Source organism: Sporolactobacillus sp. PKPK-6 (assembly GCF_056678885.1).
The window spans coordinates 1,094,543-1,109,447 of the sequence record NZ_JBWXPA010000001.1 but is presented as its reverse complement, the minus strand read 5'-3'; the positions used below and the strand labels follow the sequence as shown (position 1 = coordinate 1,109,447).

Here is a 14,905-nt window from a genome sequence, read left to right as displayed (position 1 = left end):
GTTGCGAAAGAAAATAACAAGAAGTGAGAAAATAAGACAGGAGTATTGCTCATGCTTATTACGACGTTAGCATTTGGATGGATTGGTGTCATGCTGTTTTTATTATTGGCTGTTTTTCTTAAAATGCTAACGAAAAAAAACGAATTTGCGCTCATCCATTTGCTGCTTATTTTCATTTTTACGTGTTGGTTGCCGGTCGCGTTTTCGTTAGTATTTTTCATCAGCGGCTGGGCAGCGAGAATAGGGACACTGTTTTGTGTACTGGCCCTTATCATTTTTATCATTGCGATGGCGCTTCAAACCGGGCAAATTGTCTATTCAAATAAGCATTCAAAGGAAAATATAGACCGCTGGGAAGCAAATGACGAGTGGATGATGAGTATGCTGTCAGATCCGATTGAGATGTTTGCTGGTATTTTTAACTGGGTCGGTGCGATTTTTATTGGTTTGTCCTTGCTGCAAAATAATCATTCATTCTTTGCAGCAATCATATTTCTTTTAAGCATCCAACTGATTTATTGTTTTGCGTTACTTTTCCGAACATGCTTGAATACTCCGCCAAAAGTGATTCAGTCAATCAAACCGAATCCAATCATTCTTAATCTAGGACTCTTTTTGTATTACATTGTTCTGCTCATGTTTTTGATGATCAATCATAGTGCATGACGAAGGGAATGTGAGAAGGGGAGGATTTTAATTGAGATGTATTGCTTTTAGAGTTTTACAATTATCAGTATTTCTCGGCGAATGGTTACTGTTTTATCAATTAATTGCATTGACGCCTTTTCCTGACATTTCACAGCTTACTAGTATTCTGTCTTTACTCATGATAACCATTGTATCTTTTGCGGTAACCATGGTCGTTTTTCGTAATCGTTAATATGAAGAAGATTATTTCACAGACAAGTCTAGAAGCAGTTTTGGAACTTATTCGCAGCACAATAAAAAATAGACAGGAATGAGAAGACAGATGATTCAACTTAGTGGAAATCAAATCGTTGTCCGCGATTGGAAATTAGAGGATAAGGATGATTGTATTTTCTGGAGGTCACCTGGACAAGAGTGGCAGAAGTTCGACGGACCGTATTATCCTCGGAAAACAAAAGAGGAGATTATTGAATTAGTCGATGCGCAATGTGAAAAAGTCAAGACGGATTCATTTGAGACGCCGAGAAAGGATCTCGCCATTGCTGATAAGAAAACAGATAAACTAATTGGTCAAGTCGGCTGGTACTGGGAGAGCAAGGAAACGAATTGGCTCAGTGCCGGGATTGCAATTTACAACCCGGAATACTGGGGACACGGACGCGGCTATGAAGCTTTTGGCCTGTGGACAGATTACCTTTTTCAAGCGATGCCGGAAATTGTGCGGGTTGATCTGCGCACATGGTCCGGTAACTTTGGTATGATGAGGCTTGCCGAAAAACTCGACTATACAAAGGAAGCCTGCTTTCGCAAAGCAAGAATCGTAAATGGCGAATATTATGATTCTATCGGCTATGGTGTTCTCAGAGAAGAATGGGACGCATGGCATCCGCAGGGATTTCAGAAAGATTTGGTAGATTGAATAAGAGAAAATAGCCCTTATTTTTAAACGTTTTCAAATGGAAAATAAGACCATGATCATATATACGAATAAATGTTCGCTTGTTATAATAGAAGAACAATAGAATGATTGCTCAAGGGTGGTCGGCGCACAAGCCCTCATGGAGGGAGGTGCTGCCGATGACAGTTGCAGATGCTTTAATGCTGATGATCTCATTTGGTGCGTTAATCGTTGCGATTATGTCAGATAAAAACGAAAAAAAATAACCACCCTTGAGTAGATGGCTCATTAATGGGTAGGTTATTTTTTTACCTAAACATATGCGCTGACCCCTTGCGGGAATCATACTGTTGTCATTGACCGTTTGGTGTACGAGCACCGACGGTCATTTTTCATTATATGACGTCTACAAATAATTATATACAAATTTTATTCAGGAATAAAGGGGAATGAAATTTCTAGTCAATCAAAAATTTTTAAAATTGAGAAAGAAGGCACACCTTTTTTTCACGCGATACAAATCTTCTTTACTCATAAACTTAGTCATTTATCGTTTGCTTCTTGCTTCCTGCTTCTTGCAGTAATCTTTCGTATTTTCGCTTCGTTTGAGGATCAAAGGAACTACCTTTCCTTTATTGACATCGATCAAACCATAATCCGTTATTTTCAAAGATGGGCTTACAGCAAGTGAGTGAGTGCATAGGGACATGATTGGATTGTAGTGGACATAGCCCAGCTGTTTCATGGAGCTTCTTAATTGAGCCACTGCTTTGCCGGCTTCTTCAAAGGGCAGTTCGGTGAGGATTCCACCTAGCGGCAACGCAAGTAGGGAAAGCACCTGTCCGTCTCGTACAATGCAAATACCACCTTGATGGCGAATAACCTCATTTGCGGCTAGCGTCATATCGGTTGCGTTATGACCAATTACCATTAAATCATGATTATCATGTGAGTAGGTAGTCGCAATTGCACCTTCTTTGATTGTGTCTCCGCTGACCAATCCGTATCCTGTATTTCCATTTTTGCCGTAGCGCTCGAAAACACAGATTAATGCATAAGGACTCTTTTCCCATTCGAGTATCCCATTTTTGATTATAAGTGCGTCAATTTTTTCTTCAGTAAAAGTTGTCCCGTCCTTGACGTCCATGATACGACAGTTATAGCTACCGTCCGGATTCAATGAATGAACAGAAAAAACATCTTCAGACAGCGAAGATAGCATTACGGAATGATAGAATGCAGGCGGAAATTGTCCGGTATGCGGCTGATTCGCTTCTGGATGGGCAGCATCATATACCTTTTGTCCATTTTTAAATACAGACTCGATCGTAAAGTCGCTGAGTGAAGAGAGCAGAACAAAATCTGCTAATTTACCGGGACTGATTGCACCACGGTCAGACAGCTTCATGCGACATGCCGGTGCATAGGTGCTTGCATAAACAGCATCTTCAGGACGCATGCCCATCTTCATTGCTTTTTTTACAAGATGATTCAAATGACCAGTTTGAACGAATGAATCCATCATCACATCGTCCGTGACAAAACAGAAGTGTTCTTTAATTTCTTGATTGATCAGTGCCTGCATAACATCCTTAGTCATTGACTTTTCTTGTATTTCAACAAAGACTCCTTGAGCAATCCGTTCCTGCAGACCTTTAACTGTCTGCAGTGTATGATCTGAATTTACTCCTGCATAGACAATCTGGCTGAGTTCAAGATCCAGCAGTTTTGGAACATGCCCCTCAATAATCATTTCAGGATAATGTGCTTTGATATGATGAATAATACGGCTGATTTTAGAATCGGGTTTTGAGATGACGTCGACATAGTTCATGACTTCACCAAGGCATCTTACCTTGCCGCTCTGAATTAGCTCATCAATTTCTTTGATGTCAATATCACCGCCATTGGTTTCAAGACTTGTGGCAGGAACAGAGCTTGGAATCGCATAAAACATATCTGCCGTGCAGGAATCGCTAGCATGAATCATTGCTTGAACACCTTTTAAACCGAATACATTAGCCATTTCATGCGGTTCAGGAATAATGGTAGTTACCCCATTTTTGATCAAGCCGTATGAGAAGGTTTCTGGAGTCACCATTGAACTTTCAATGTGTAGATGAATATCAATAAGACCAGGAATGAGGTATCCGTTACATCCGTCTACCGTTTTTGTTGCTTCAAATTTGCTGATCGATTGCGTGCCGACATAGAATACTTGACTTCCTTGAACGGCAACATCAGATTTAATAAATTTTTTTAGATAACTATTGAAAACATGGACATTATTAATTAATAAATCAACATGCATCATGAGGCCTCCTATTAATCAACGAATACCAGCTTATCTTTTGGAAAGCTAAGATTGACCGTCTCTCTAACTGCCAGCGGCGATGTTTCACTGCTGCGATTGACATGAAAAACGCCAAGCGGTGTGAGTACCTTGTATTGATAATTTTGCCCGAGAAATGTACTGAGCTGGATTTGTCCGGTCAAGAGATTTTCACCCGTTTGACTTTTTGACCCAGGTTCAGATGAAGTGTAAATTTTAATATCGTCGGGACGGATTGCAAGTTTAAGCGAGGTATTTGATTGAACTTCACCATTATTCTCGGCGTGGAAGGTACCTTGTGTGGTGCGTAAGACAGCTTCGTGATTAACATCTTCCCTTTTTACACCTGAAATAAAATTTTTAAATCCGATAAATCGAGCAATAAATTCTGTTTTTGGATTGTTATAAATTGCTTTCGGCTGATCCATCTGTTCAATGATGCCATGATTCAGAATGGCGACTTTATCGGATATTGAAAAGCATTCTTCTTGATCGTGCGAGACATAAATAGCGGTTATACCAAGTTCCTGCTGAATGCGGCGGATTTCCTCACGCATGGTGATGCGCAAATTAGCATCCAGATTGCTCAAGGGTTCATCGAATAACAACAGATCCGGTTTAATGACCAATGCACGTGCAATGGCAACACGTTGTCGCTGACCACCGGATAATTCTGCTGGGAAACGCTTTTCAAAGCCGGTCAGATTGACAACCTCAAGAATTTCTTTGACTTTTTGTTCAATAATTTTTTTGCTTATTTTGCGCAAACGCAGACCAAAGGCAACATTTTCGAAAATTGTCAAATGAGGGAACAGGGCATAGTTCTGAAAGACGAAACCGAAATGCCGTTTATTGATTGGCACGCGTGTATAGTCACAATTATTAAAAAGAAATCGGCCGTTTTTGGCATGCAAAAATCCGGCGATCAGTCGAAGTGTTGTCGTTTTTCCACATCCGCTTGGCCCTAGAAGTGATACGAGTTCGCCTTTTTCTACAGTTAGGCTGAGATTTTTCAGAATTGTGTTTTGTCCATATGCCACGGACACATCGTTCAAAGAAAGAAGTGACATCATTTATACCTCCTTAGTTTTTCGTGAAATAGGACAGACCCATTAATCGCTCAATAAAGAACATTAGTGCGGCAGTCAGCAGCATCATCAGAACTGAAATGGCGGCGATGGTTGGATCAAAATAGTTTTGAACATATTGAAGCATCTGGATCGGCAAAGTACTCACACCAGGCCCAGTCATGAAAATTGAGATATCGACATTATTAAAGGATTCCAGAAATGCGAGTACTACGGCTGCGATTAATCCAGAACGAATATTCGGCAGAACAACTGTGAAAAAAGTGCTGAGCCTTGTCGCACCAAGACTGATTGCCGCTTCTTCAATGGAAAAATCAAAGTTGGCTAGGCTTGATTCGATCACACGAATGACAAAAGGGAGCATAATAATTGCGTGACCAATCAGTAAACCGGTATAGATGGAAAAGTGATAGGTTACGATGACATATTTTAATAAGGCGAACCCAAGGACTATGCCAGGAATCAACAGTGGGGATATAAACAGTGAATTTAAAAATTTCTTACCCCGGAATTGATAACGGCTTAGTCCGTATGCTGCCGGCAGTCCAATTAATAAAGCAATCAAATTTCCAAAAAAAGAGACAATCATCGATGTTTTAAAGGTTGATAGAAATCCTTCAGTCTCAAAAATATGCTGGTACCAGTGAAACGACAGACTTTTTGGTGGGAAGCTAAGATAGCTGTCCGCTCCAAATGAGGTTGCCATAATAATGACGAGTGGTCCAAGCAGAAAAATAAATGTCAAAATGGTAAACGCGGCAAGTATGCGGCTGTTTTGCTTCATTTTCTGATTACCCCCTTGGATTCAATTTATTGGCTGCCAGATTCATTAGTCCAACGATGATAAAGGTAACGGCTACCATAATTGCAGCGACAATTGAAGCAGCGTGCCAGTCGTTTAAGGTCATGGCATTCTGATAGAGAAACACTGAGATCACTTGCTCTTTCCCACCCAAAAGTGCGGGGGTGGTGTATGCTGTCAAACTTCCCACGAATACCAGAATGCTTCCTACTATAAGGCCTGGAATACACAGCGGGAAAATGATTTTGCGGAAAGAAGTAAACCGCGAGGCACCAAGACTTTCCGCGGCCTGGATTAAGTCGTCGCTGATGTTCTCCATTACACCTATAAGTGAGATAATCATTAGTGGCAGAAAAAGGTGAACAAGCCCAATAATTACTGACGTCGATGTGTACAGAATATTGAGTGGTTCTTTAATGATGTGCAGCTGCAGAAGCAGTTCATTAATCAGTCCTTTTTTACCTAAAATGATCATCCAGCTGAATGAGCGCACAATGGCACTTGTTAAAAGCGGAAATACAGATAGACCGATAAGAATGGATTTCATTCTGCCGTGCAGTTTTGAAATGTAATAAGAAACCGGTAGACTGACTAAAATACAAAGCACAGTGGTAATGAGACTGATTTTCAGCGTGTTTAGTAGAATTTGAATGAAATATTTATTTTTAAAGAAATCCAGATATCCATTAAAGGAGAGCTGTCCTTGATTCTCAAGAGTGGAACTGATGGTGAGAATAATAGGTACGACCATGAACAAGATGAGAAAAACAAGACCTGGCAGCAAGAATAAATAAGCTTTATTTTTCTTCATGAAACGGTTCTCCTTTTAGGGTATTCATAAATAGGTTCAAGAAGCGTTCACTATGGACCTTGGTGCTGACTTGAATATTCGGCGCCTTGCCCCAGCGATTCTGAAAATCGCAAACAGTTTGTCCGTCACATAAGTCGCTACTTGTTTCCACATCAACGAAATAAGGATGTTTTTCTACGAGTGACGGATCAAGAGCAACCCCGACGGCCAGAGGATCATGGAGTGCACAGGAACGTCTACCGGTTCTCTTTGCAGAAACGTCTATATATTGAGCGGTTGCCTGTCGTACAAATGATCCGAACGGAGTGCGATCAAGCTCTGACAAATGTTTTTCATTTAATTGTACCTGACGTGTGACATCCAGTCCGACGAGCGTAATCGGGAGTCCTGAGTGAAAAACAATTTTCGCTGCCTCTGGATCCACATAAATATTAAACTCAGCAACAGGGGTGATATTTCCATAGCCTTGAACAACCCCACCCATGATGACGGCTTCTTTGACTAAAGAGGCAATACTCGGCTTTTGTGTTAGTGCTCGTGCAATATTGGTTAACGGAGCTGTTAAAATTAAAGTGAGTTCATGTGGGTTTTCCTCGATTTTTTTTATCAAAAAATCAACTGCATCTTCTCCGTTAGGAAGTTTGACTGGATAGTCAGCAAGGGCCCCCCCCAATCCGTCATTGCCATGGACGCGATGTTCAAAAAACGGCATCCGTTTTAAAGGTTTCACAGAACCCCGAAGCACAGGAATCTTTTTCTTCAGTTGTAACCACTGAATGACCTTGTTTGTATTTATAAATGCCTGATCCAGTGATACATTACCTGATGTGACGGTAATGCCCAGAATATCAAAAGCTTGCGATTGAGTGGCCAAAATAAGTGCAAGTGCATCATCAACTCCGGTGTCAACATCCATAATGACTTTTTGCTTTTGCATTGTTCGTTGCCTCCTTTGCATTAAAAAATAAAAAGGTGATCCAGAAACTGGCTCACCAAATTGACTAGACAGACAAAACACAACTTCTAAAACAACATCAAAGTTTTATTTAGTGAATCTCTTGATTCCAACGAGTAATCCATGATTTCAGATTCTTATTCACAAATTCCATATCCATTTTTTTCAGTGCTGTAATAGCATCAGATCCGTATGTTAATCCTTCAGCTTGTTTTTTGGTTAATTTAACGGTTTTATTTGCTGGTGAGTCAATTTTTGCTTTAGCCGATCGTTCTTCAGCTTCTTTGCTGATTGCCCAGTTGATAAATTTTTCCGCAAGCGCTTTGTGCTTAGAACCTTTGACGACATTCAATGTGTTTTGAATCGCATAGGCACCATCTGAAGGAACAACGAATCGAGCTGCAGGTTCAGCTTTTTTGATATCGCCGTAATACATTTCCATCATGGGTCCGACGGCTGCCTCCCCTTGAGCAAACATATTGACGAAGTCTGAAGTCTGATTATAGTATTTCACCGTATTTTTATTCAGCAATTTCAAATTCTTAAAAGCTTCATCTTCATTAAACGTCTTTCCAGAGTGATTGGAAGCAATATCAACAAGCATTGGTCCTGAAGTTGACGTGATACTTGGAAGAGTCAATTTGCCCTTTAAATTAGTATCCCACAGATCATTCCACGACGTTATTTTTGTTTTTATTGATTTTGTATTATAGACAATTCCAAGACGTGAAATGGTGTACGCAGGACCATACGATTTGCCGAGCGGTGCTTGAGCGATTGGATACAATTCTTTGAGATTTGTCAGCTTCGATGTATCAATTTTTTCAAAAAGTCCTTCATCAATTGCCTGCTGAGCAAAGTAATCCGATAAATACATGACATCTACTTTTGAGTTACCTTGACGGATTTTGTTCAAACGATCTGCATTATTTCCTGTTTCAACAACAATTTTTACATTGTTTTCTTTTTCAAATGGAGCATAAATTTCTTTGTTAAAGAAATCCTGATCAAATCCCCATGTTGAAATAACCAATTCTGTTTTCTTTCCCTTACCTGAATCATTTCCTGAAGCGCAACCGGATAATAAGAGCACTGTCATTGAGAAAATAGAGAGAATAGCGACAATTTTTTTCATAAGCTGTTTCTTCCTCCAATTTATCATTTATATAAAATAAGGTAGTACCAATGGTTTGTGTTCTAATTGACAGAGTCAATCAGAATAGTGAAATGTAATCGGCATAAAAAAATCTGAGTGCCGCAACCATTTCGAGCAACTCAGACTATAATTTAGGACACATCGATGAAGCAAACTCGATAAACAAATCGACAGCATCCATTTTCATAGTCCGATGATTTAGTGGTTATCGGGTAGAGACGCCCGGACCATATTACCGGGCATATATGAAAATATTTAATTGTAAAAAAACAAAGAGACTCCTGGTTAGAAAAAATTGATTTCCAACCAAGAGCCCTTTTTCGTAAACAAAAAACAGCCGCTTGACAGTTAAACTGAATGAGGGTCCGTATCTAAGAGTGAATCAAAAATGCAGAAGCCCGGCTATTTGATTTTAATCGGAAATAATTACATTAGTGATTGTCCATGGTGTTGACGGATCATAATCCCGTAAAACGGTTTCGACCGATAAACCCAGTTCAATCTCCAAACCTTCTCTAAGCCGCTTTTTAAAAATGCGCGACATTTGTGCATCTACTTCCTGCTGTAAGGATGGAACCTCCTGCTCTAAAATACGGGAGCGCGGAGAACGACGGTGTTTTGAACGGAAGATGATCAGGTCATCCAATGTTTCAATGCGAAGCAAAACCGCTCCCATTCCGAACAATTCCTTAGAAATCTGATTATAAATTCGGGACAGGCTCTTTTTAAAATCGCCCGGATCACTTGTAATGGTCATCACCTTACAATCAAATAAGTAATGAATACTCATTCATTATAGAATAGACCTTTAGATTTATGCAAGAATATTTTTGGGAAAAGACGAATTATATAGAACGTTGCTTATGAATATGTTCGGGTTTTTAGTGGATAAGTATTTACAAGAGGGTCACCTGAACCATATAAAATGGATGAACAAACATGAATAGGCGGAATGGATGTTACTCACAACTTGAACCGAGCCATGCTATATGATGGCATAGCGACGACTTGTAATTTTTGCCATGATTGTGTAATCAGTGAATGACAAAACGAATGTACTGATTATTTTTCCATGGTGTTATATATTTTCTAAGTATCTGATTATCCTTGTCTTTTTTTGACGACGTCTCTTTTTGTACCGTGCTATTTTTTATTTTTAATTGACCTTTTTTTTTGAAGTTTTTCACTGGGTTGATTTTTGAAGGATAAAGATCAATTCGGTATTGTGATCCCTTGTCCAAAAAGAAGGTTTCAGCTTTCTTATCAATCCACTTGATGCTATAGAACATGAGTGTACCAGGATCCGGATGGGTTTTGTTCACACTGATTCCATAGTAGCGAAAGCGATTAGTCTGATCGATGATATGAATACTGACTTTTACTTGTTTTTCCGTTTGCTTCTGTGGATGAACTTGTTTTGTCCCATCTGTTGATGCGCATCCGGATAGGAGTATGACGAAACAGCCGAGCAGCAAGCATAATCTTCTCATCTAGATATCCCCTCAGAAAAGTACAATTATCTGTATTATAATGCTACTGAGACATTTAGCCATCGATAAAAAGATTAACGTGCGGAAAAGGAGCAAATTTTATGGTGGAAATCAGACGAGCATGTCTTGCAGATACCAGTGGAATTATTTATGTTTGTTCGGAAGGGTATCGAAAAACATATGAATCACTTATTCCCACGCACTATATCGAAAAAACGATCAAACAATTTTACAATGAAGACAGAATTAAGCATGAAGTTTTAACGGTCAACAAAAAATGGAACGGATGGTTTGTTGCAATTGATAAGGATCGTGTGGTGGGTGCTGGTGCCGGCGGTTTTATCGATGATGAAAAGTCGGAATTATTTGTCCTTTATCTAGATCCGAACCGAAAACGTGAGGGAATCGGCACTAAGCTGCTCGATGCGATCACAAATGATCAAGTTAATCATGGAGCGACCGAGCAGTGGGTTTCTGTGTTCAAAAACAATGTGATGGGTATCCCGTTTTACGAAGCTATGGGGTTTATGTACCCATGTGAACATCCGACCTATGCATTTCCGGATGGCGACGGATTTGTTTCGTTGCGCTATAAACGATTCGTGTGAGGAGGAATGAAGATGCCATACTATCAAGAAGTTCAGAAAATGAAGCAGTGGTGGCTATGGATGGTGGTTTTGGGTATTACTGCCCTGATCTGGTACGGATTCATTATCCAGATCGTTTTTGGCAAGCCATGGGGAACGAATCCGATGCCGGATTCCATGATGATTGTGTTCTTTATCATTTTTGGAATAATCTTTCCAATCTTTTTCGCTGTGACACGTTTGACCTGCGAGGTTCGGAAAGACGGTCTGTATGTTCGTTTTTTCCCGATTCATCTGCATGCGCGCCGTTTCACATGGCGCGAAATAAGAAGCTGCAAAGCCATTGAAGATGCCGGAATTTCTCGATTTGGCGGCTGGGGAATTCGGATAAATTTTAAAGGTGAAAAAGCGTATACAGCAGCCGGTAATCAAGGAATCGAGATTGTTCTGCAATCCGGAAAAGTTCTTGTCATTGGTTCACGTCACGCATCAAAATTGAAAAAAGCGATGGATCTGGCAAAGATGGATGCCGGAGAGTAAGAGATTGAGAATAGCACCGTTAAAAAGTTAGTGACATTAAAAGAGTATTAGCAGAATGATGCGGCCCAAAATGTAATATATATATTGCGCTAATGTAATATATATATTACAATTGAGTTGTGGAGGTGATTGTATTCGTTGATGAATCACGTGAAAAGTGCCCGGATCGAAGCGGGCTTGACACAATTACAGCTTGCAGAGAATACCGGAGTAACACGACAAACCATCAGTTTGATTGAAAAAGGGAAATATAATCCAACTCTGAAGTTATGCTTGGCTATTTGTTACGTAGTCGGGAAATCACTCGATGAACTTTTTTGGATAGACGAGGGGGAAAAGCAGTGAAAAGGATTACAGATGAGCGATTAATTCTTGTTAACTTGAAAAATATTCGTATTGCCTATGTATGCCAAACGGTTGGTATGCTCGCAATTTTATTTTACACGGCATTCAGCAGCGGCGTGCATGCAGCGTTTCAATCTCCGATATTTTTTGTTCTAATCATGACAACTATTTTACTTTCTTTTCTGCAGATGGGCGTAACGGCCGATGTTGAGACAACCGAAGGAAAACGAAAAAAGGTTTTGCCATACTATGCCCTGGTCCTCATTTCTTTAGCGGTCGGTGTACTAATGGGAATGATCATTTGGCTCACTGACCGTCAGCACCCTTCCAATGCATGGATCAGCGGAACGGTCTTTTTTGTTTGCTTTCTTGGTTCCTTCTCAGTTATGTATTATCTTAAGAAAAAACGAATGGATGACGACGAGGAGGAGTAAAAACCGATTCAGGAGGCGATTATATGAGCTTTCTCTCAAAATTAAAAAGCAATTACGTCTTTACGTGTACGGGATGCGGAAAACTAATTAAACCTGGCGAATTCATGTGTATCATTGCTAAATCACCGGAAAAGTCATGGTATGGTGTGACGGAAACGATCATCCATCGATTTGTGAAAGACACTAATGGTAAAGTCTATTGCCGGACGTGTTTTGATCGTCAAAGCAAAAGGGAGTGAATCAAACGTGAACATCATGACGATGAATCGAGCTCAGGCAGAGGAATATGTCCATTGGATCTATGGGGAACCCTATACCTTTTAAAACATTCCAGAAGAAGGAATTGAGGAGACCTATAAAGAAATATTCTCCGTTCCTGCGAACCATTACTTTTCGGTTTTGAAAGATAGACGGTTGTTTGGTATTTTTGAATACACCGTAACTGAAAATGGTTTTGAAATCGGACTGGGCATTTGTCCGAAAGAAACGGGGAAGGGAAATGGCAAGGCGTTTGTATCCAATTGTCTTGCTTTTGGTAGAAAACACTTTCATTACCAAGGAATCATCACGCTTGATGTTGCTGATTTCAACCAACGTGCCATTCACCTATATAAGCAGTTTGGGTTTTCTGAAACAGGCAGAGAGGCGCGACTCAGTTTCGGTAAACCAGTCATGTTTATTAAAATGGAAACCGAACAAACGAATTTTGTCCTATCATATCAGGATTGCTGAGCTCGTTACTCGTGAACAAAGAGTACGGGTAAGATGAAGTTATGCTCCCCTTTTCAATACATAGAATGTTAGAGCGAGGGGGGAAGAAGTACATGGGAGAAACCAACAATTCGATCATTCAACAGGCGAGCTCTTTAATGGAGCAAGGACATCATGAACAAGGTTTGAATGTGTTTCAAGCGTTAAGTGATCAATACCCTCAGGAGAGCCAGGTCTGGTTACAGTATGCACTAGCGCTGGATGGATTGGCCATGGAAGAGGCAGCAATACCCAAATATAAGAAAGCACTCGAGCTCGGTTTATCCAAAGAAGATGAACGGATCGCTTTAATCTGCTTAGCGTCATCCTATCGAAATGTAGGTCAAAATCATTCAGCCCTAGAAATAATTAAGAAAGCACTTGAAAAATATCAACAAGATGTCGCGGTCCATTGTTTTTACAGCCTTATTCTTATCGATAACAATAAACCATCCAAAGCTGTTAAAACGTTAGGCGAACTTTTATTAAATGAGGTAGATGCGCAAAGGTTTGAGGGATTTGCTCAAGCATTGCGCAACAAATTTGATGATCTATGATCAGGAATCCTAGTGATTAAAAGCGAGAGGGATTATATGATAGATAAGCCTATCAAAAATTGCTGAAAATACTCAATTGATGTGGGGGAAAAGAATGAGCGAGCATTTGATGCAAGTGGAATTGGCATTTTATCATGAATCTTTGCTAAAGCAATTACAAAACGATCAATTTGGGCAAACAAAATTTTCTTATCATCCCGTTCAGGCACTTGAGTCATTAACGGATTCGACAAAAGCGTATCCAATCGTCGTTTTTGTCAGAGAGGCGATTGCCGGTTTTTTTGTCTTGGAGGAGCTTCCGCATCAATCTATTTATGGTATCTATGATCAAGCTCTTCTTTTTCGAGCGTTCTCACTCGATGTTAGTTCTCGGGGAAATGGTTTGTCAAAATTAGTTGTGGATGCACTGATTCCGTTTGTTCGCACACACTTCACCGGTATAAAGATGATTGTCTTAACGGTGAATGCTGAAAATCGCACGGCTATTGGATTGTACAAACGAATGGGTTATCGCGATACCGTTCGAACCTTTATCGGCAAAAAAGGAAAACAGTACATTTTTGAAAAAAGCATGATCTGACCTTTTCGTAACTTCTTCATTATATTGGGAATGGGCGACTGTGGACAATGTGAAATGATTTAATACGAGGAGGCGTTTTTTTTGAACTTTCGACAATTTGAATTAAGTGATTTTGACGGGGTCATCGTTTTATGGAAAAAAGCGGGGCTGATTCTATCTCAATCGGATACTTTATCGGGGCTGAAGAAAAAATTGAATTGTGATCCTGAGCTGTTTTTTATTGCAGAAGAGGATTCGTGCATTATAGGTGTCGTCATGGGCAGCTACGATGGGCGACGAGGTTGGATTAATCATTTGGCCGTTGACCCGGGTTATCAAGGAAGGAAAATCGGTCAAAAAATGGTTGAGGAACTGGAACAACTGCTCAAGAATAAAGGCTGTGATAAGGTAAATCTGTTAATTGAATTAAGCAACGATAAAGTTGAACACTTCTACGAAAAACAAGGATATCAAAGAGATGACCTGATTTTCATGGAGAAATGGATTTAAGACACAACTTAATCAATGGGGGAGAAATAATTTGACACATGGGCTGCTTCATCATGTTGAAGTAAATGTTTCAGATTTGAAAGAATCCGTTCGTTTTTGGGGCTGGTTCTTAGAAAAATTAGGCTATGAGCTCGTTCAAGAATGGGAGGAAGGGAAGAGCTGGGAGTTAGGCGATACATATATTGTCTTCGTACAAACAAGAAAAAAATATCTTGATATCCCCTTCCATCGATGCAGGACGGGGCTAAATCATCTTGCCTTCCATGCTGAATCAAGAGAAGAAGTAGATGAAATGACGGAGGCCCTAATCAGGCGAGGGGTGAACATCCTTTATAGAAATCGTCATCCCTTTGCAGGTGGCAAGGATTATTATGCGGTTTTCTTTGAAGATCCCGATCGGATCAAGGTTGAATTCGTTGCACCTTCGTAATGAATCGTTTAAA

The 14,905-nt window shown here is 40.1% G+C and carries 21 protein-coding genes and 1 riboswitch; of the genes, 13 read left to right on the top strand and 8 right to left on the bottom strand.

Features of this window, described 5'->3' with window-relative positions; genetic code table 11:
* Positions 1 to 51 precede the first annotated feature (51 nt).
* The 3 genes from AC1MBV_RS05260 to AC1MBV_RS05250 all read left to right on the top strand — a co-directional run bounded on the left by AC1MBV_RS05260 (position 52) and on the right by AC1MBV_RS05250 (position 1,812).
* Positions 52 to 666, top strand: a complete 615-nt coding sequence (locus tag AC1MBV_RS05260; RefSeq protein WP_480947734.1) for a hypothetical protein — start codon at positions 52 to 54, stop codon at positions 664 to 666.
* A 304-nt stretch (positions 667 to 970) separates the two neighbouring features.
* The gene (locus tag AC1MBV_RS05255) at positions 971 to 1,567 is read left to right on the top strand and encodes a GNAT family N-acetyltransferase (RefSeq protein WP_480947733.1); all 597 of its coding nucleotides are present in this window, start codon (positions 971 to 973) and stop codon (positions 1,565 to 1,567) included.
* A 104-nt stretch (positions 1,568 to 1,671) separates the two neighbouring features.
* Complete coding sequence (locus tag AC1MBV_RS05250) at positions 1,672 to 1,812, top strand: putative holin-like toxin (protein WP_480947732.1); 141 nt, start codon at positions 1,672 to 1,674, stop codon at positions 1,810 to 1,812.
* Between the two features lie 281 nt (positions 1,813 to 2,093).
* Here the strand turns inward: AC1MBV_RS05250 and AC1MBV_RS05245 are convergent, their stop codons facing one another.
* The 8 genes from AC1MBV_RS05245 to AC1MBV_RS05210 form a co-directional block, all read right to left on the bottom strand.
* The gene (locus tag AC1MBV_RS05245; RefSeq protein WP_480947731.1) at positions 2,094 to 3,857 is read right to left on the bottom strand and encodes an adenine deaminase C-terminal domain-containing protein; all 1,764 of its coding nucleotides are present in this window, start codon (positions 3,855 to 3,857) and stop codon (positions 2,094 to 2,096) included.
* A gap of 14 nt (positions 3,858 to 3,871) precedes the next feature.
* Positions 3,872 to 4,948 carry an ABC transporter ATP-binding protein gene (locus AC1MBV_RS05240; protein ID WP_480947730.1) on the bottom strand — a complete coding sequence of 359 codons (1,077 nt, stop codon included), beginning with the start codon at positions 4,946 to 4,948 and terminating at the stop codon, positions 3,872 to 3,874.
* Positions 4,949 to 4,961: 13 nt separating this feature from the next.
* Positions 4,962 to 5,750, bottom strand: a complete 789-nt coding sequence (locus AC1MBV_RS05235; protein ID WP_480947729.1) for an ABC transporter permease — start codon at positions 5,748 to 5,750, stop codon at positions 4,962 to 4,964.
* 7 nt (positions 5,751 to 5,757) lie between these two features.
* Positions 5,758 to 6,579 carry an ABC transporter permease gene (locus tag AC1MBV_RS05230; RefSeq protein WP_480947728.1) on the bottom strand — a complete coding sequence of 274 codons (822 nt, stop codon included), beginning with the start codon at positions 6,577 to 6,579 and terminating at the stop codon, positions 5,758 to 5,760.
* Positions 6,566 to 7,516, bottom strand: a complete 951-nt coding sequence (locus AC1MBV_RS05225; RefSeq protein WP_480947727.1) for a nucleoside hydrolase — start codon at positions 7,514 to 7,516, stop codon at positions 6,566 to 6,568. The genes AC1MBV_RS05230 and AC1MBV_RS05225 overlap by 14 nt, the downstream gene beginning before the upstream one ends.
* 109 nt (positions 7,517 to 7,625) lie before the next feature.
* On the bottom strand, positions 7,626 to 8,669 hold the full coding sequence (locus AC1MBV_RS05220) for an ABC transporter substrate-binding protein (protein ID WP_480947726.1): 1,044 nt from the start codon (positions 8,667 to 8,669) through the stop codon (positions 7,626 to 7,628).
* Between the two features lie 187 nt (positions 8,670 to 8,856).
* A riboswitch (purine riboswitch) is annotated at positions 8,857 to 8,959 on the bottom strand.
* Positions 8,960 to 9,102: 143 nt separating this feature from the next.
* Positions 9,103 to 9,447: a DUF2294 domain-containing protein gene (locus tag AC1MBV_RS05215; RefSeq protein WP_480948262.1), complete on the bottom strand. Its 345-nt coding sequence runs from the start codon at positions 9,445 to 9,447 to the stop codon at positions 9,103 to 9,105.
* Positions 9,448 to 9,724: 277 nt separating this feature from the next.
* Complete coding sequence (locus tag AC1MBV_RS05210) at positions 9,725 to 10,180, bottom strand: hypothetical protein (RefSeq protein WP_480947725.1); 456 nt, start codon at positions 10,178 to 10,180, stop codon at positions 9,725 to 9,727.
* A 101-nt stretch (positions 10,181 to 10,281) separates the two neighbouring features.
* Here AC1MBV_RS05210 and AC1MBV_RS05205 point away from each other — a divergent pair, with 101 nt between their 5' ends.
* From AC1MBV_RS05205 to AC1MBV_RS05160, 10 genes are all read left to right on the top strand, one after another.
* A complete protein-coding gene (locus AC1MBV_RS05205; RefSeq protein ID WP_480947724.1) occupies positions 10,282 to 10,788 on the top strand; it encodes a GNAT family N-acetyltransferase in 507 nt (168 codons plus the stop codon).
* Positions 10,789 to 10,800: 12 nt separating this feature from the next.
* Positions 10,801 to 11,307: a DUF6141 family protein gene (locus AC1MBV_RS05200; RefSeq protein ID WP_480947723.1), complete on the top strand. Its 507-nt coding sequence runs from the start codon at positions 10,801 to 10,803 to the stop codon at positions 11,305 to 11,307.
* 138 nt (positions 11,308 to 11,445) lie between these two features.
* On the top strand, positions 11,446 to 11,652 hold the full coding sequence (locus AC1MBV_RS05195) for a helix-turn-helix transcriptional regulator (RefSeq protein ID WP_480947722.1): 207 nt from the start codon (positions 11,446 to 11,448) through the stop codon (positions 11,650 to 11,652).
* Entirely contained in the window at positions 11,649 to 12,086 is a 438-nt protein-coding gene (locus tag AC1MBV_RS05190) for a branched-chain amino acid ABC transporter substrate-binding protein (protein WP_480947721.1), read from the top strand. The genes AC1MBV_RS05195 and AC1MBV_RS05190 overlap by 4 nt, the downstream gene beginning before the upstream one ends.
* Positions 12,087 to 12,272: 186 nt before the next feature.
* Entirely contained in the window at positions 12,273 to 12,410 is a 138-nt protein-coding gene (locus AC1MBV_RS05185; RefSeq protein ID WP_480947720.1) for a hypothetical protein, read from the top strand.
* 3 nt (positions 12,411 to 12,413) lie between these two features.
* Positions 12,414 to 12,818, top strand: a complete 405-nt coding sequence (locus tag AC1MBV_RS05180; protein ID WP_480948261.1) for a GNAT family N-acetyltransferase — start codon at positions 12,414 to 12,416, stop codon at positions 12,816 to 12,818.
* A 92-nt stretch (positions 12,819 to 12,910) separates the two neighbouring features.
* On the top strand, positions 12,911 to 13,393 hold the full coding sequence (locus AC1MBV_RS05175; RefSeq protein ID WP_480947719.1) for a tetratricopeptide repeat protein: 483 nt from the start codon (positions 12,911 to 12,913) through the stop codon (positions 13,391 to 13,393).
* 94 nt (positions 13,394 to 13,487) lie between these two features.
* A complete protein-coding gene (locus tag AC1MBV_RS05170) occupies positions 13,488 to 13,973 on the top strand; it encodes a GNAT family N-acetyltransferase (RefSeq protein WP_480947718.1) in 486 nt (161 codons plus the stop codon).
* Positions 13,974 to 14,054: 81 nt separating this feature from the next.
* Positions 14,055 to 14,462 carry a GNAT family acetyltransferase gene (locus AC1MBV_RS05165; protein ID WP_480947717.1) on the top strand — a complete coding sequence of 136 codons (408 nt, stop codon included), beginning with the start codon at positions 14,055 to 14,057 and terminating at the stop codon, positions 14,460 to 14,462.
* Between the two features lie 31 nt (positions 14,463 to 14,493).
* Positions 14,494 to 14,892, top strand: coding sequence for a VOC family protein (locus AC1MBV_RS05160; protein WP_480947716.1), 399 nt, complete (start codon positions 14,494 to 14,496; stop codon positions 14,890 to 14,892).
* Positions 14,893 to 14,905: the final 13 nt, after the last annotated feature.

What these genes read in the sequence shown, in the direction of transcription:
- AC1MBV_RS05240 (WP_480947730.1), bottom strand. Translation starts at nt 4,948, where the DNA reads ATGTCACTTCTTTCTTTGAACGATGTGTCCGTGGCATATGGACAAAAC.
- AC1MBV_RS05200 (WP_480947723.1), top strand. Translation starts at nt 10,801, where the DNA reads ATGCCATACTATCAAGAAGTTCAGAAAATGAAGCAGTGGTGGCTATGG.
- AC1MBV_RS05215 (WP_480948262.1), bottom strand. Translation starts at nt 9,447, where the DNA reads ATGACCATTACAAGTGATCCGGGCGATTTTAAAAAGAGCCTGTCCCGA.
- AC1MBV_RS05250 (WP_480947732.1), top strand. Translation starts at nt 1,672, where the DNA reads ATGATTGCTCAAGGGTGGTCGGCGCACAAGCCCTCATGGAGGGAGGTG.
- AC1MBV_RS05170 (WP_480947718.1), top strand. Translation starts at nt 13,488, where the DNA reads ATGAGCGAGCATTTGATGCAAGTGGAATTGGCATTTTATCATGAATCT.
- AC1MBV_RS05255 (WP_480947733.1), top strand. Translation starts at nt 971, where the DNA reads ATGATTCAACTTAGTGGAAATCAAATCGTTGTCCGCGATTGGAAATTA.
- AC1MBV_RS05260 (WP_480947734.1), top strand. Translation starts at nt 52, where the DNA reads ATGCTTATTACGACGTTAGCATTTGGATGGATTGGTGTCATGCTGTTT.
- AC1MBV_RS05205 (WP_480947724.1), top strand. Translation starts at nt 10,282, where the DNA reads ATGGTGGAAATCAGACGAGCATGTCTTGCAGATACCAGTGGAATTATT.
- AC1MBV_RS05220 (WP_480947726.1), bottom strand. Translation starts at nt 8,669, where the DNA reads ATGAAAAAAATTGTCGCTATTCTCTCTATTTTCTCAATGACAGTGCTC.
- AC1MBV_RS05245 (WP_480947731.1), bottom strand. Translation starts at nt 3,857, where the DNA reads ATGCATGTTGATTTATTAATTAATAATGTCCATGTTTTCAATAGTTAT.
- AC1MBV_RS05185 (WP_480947720.1), top strand. Translation starts at nt 12,273, where the DNA reads ATGGTAAAGTCTATTGCCGGACGTGTTTTGATCGTCAAAGCAAAAGGG.
- AC1MBV_RS05235 (WP_480947729.1), bottom strand. Translation starts at nt 5,750, where the DNA reads ATGAAGCAAAACAGCCGCATACTTGCCGCGTTTACCATTTTGACATTT.
- AC1MBV_RS05225 (WP_480947727.1), bottom strand. Translation starts at nt 7,516, where the DNA reads ATGCAAAAGCAAAAAGTCATTATGGATGTTGACACCGGAGTTGATGAT.
- AC1MBV_RS05230 (WP_480947728.1), bottom strand. Translation starts at nt 6,579, where the DNA reads ATGAAGAAAAATAAAGCTTATTTATTCTTGCTGCCAGGTCTTGTTTTT.
- AC1MBV_RS05210 (WP_480947725.1), bottom strand. Translation starts at nt 10,180, where the DNA reads ATGAGAAGATTATGCTTGCTGCTCGGCTGTTTCGTCATACTCCTATCC.
- AC1MBV_RS05175 (WP_480947719.1), top strand. Translation starts at nt 12,911, where the DNA reads ATGGGAGAAACCAACAATTCGATCATTCAACAGGCGAGCTCTTTAATG.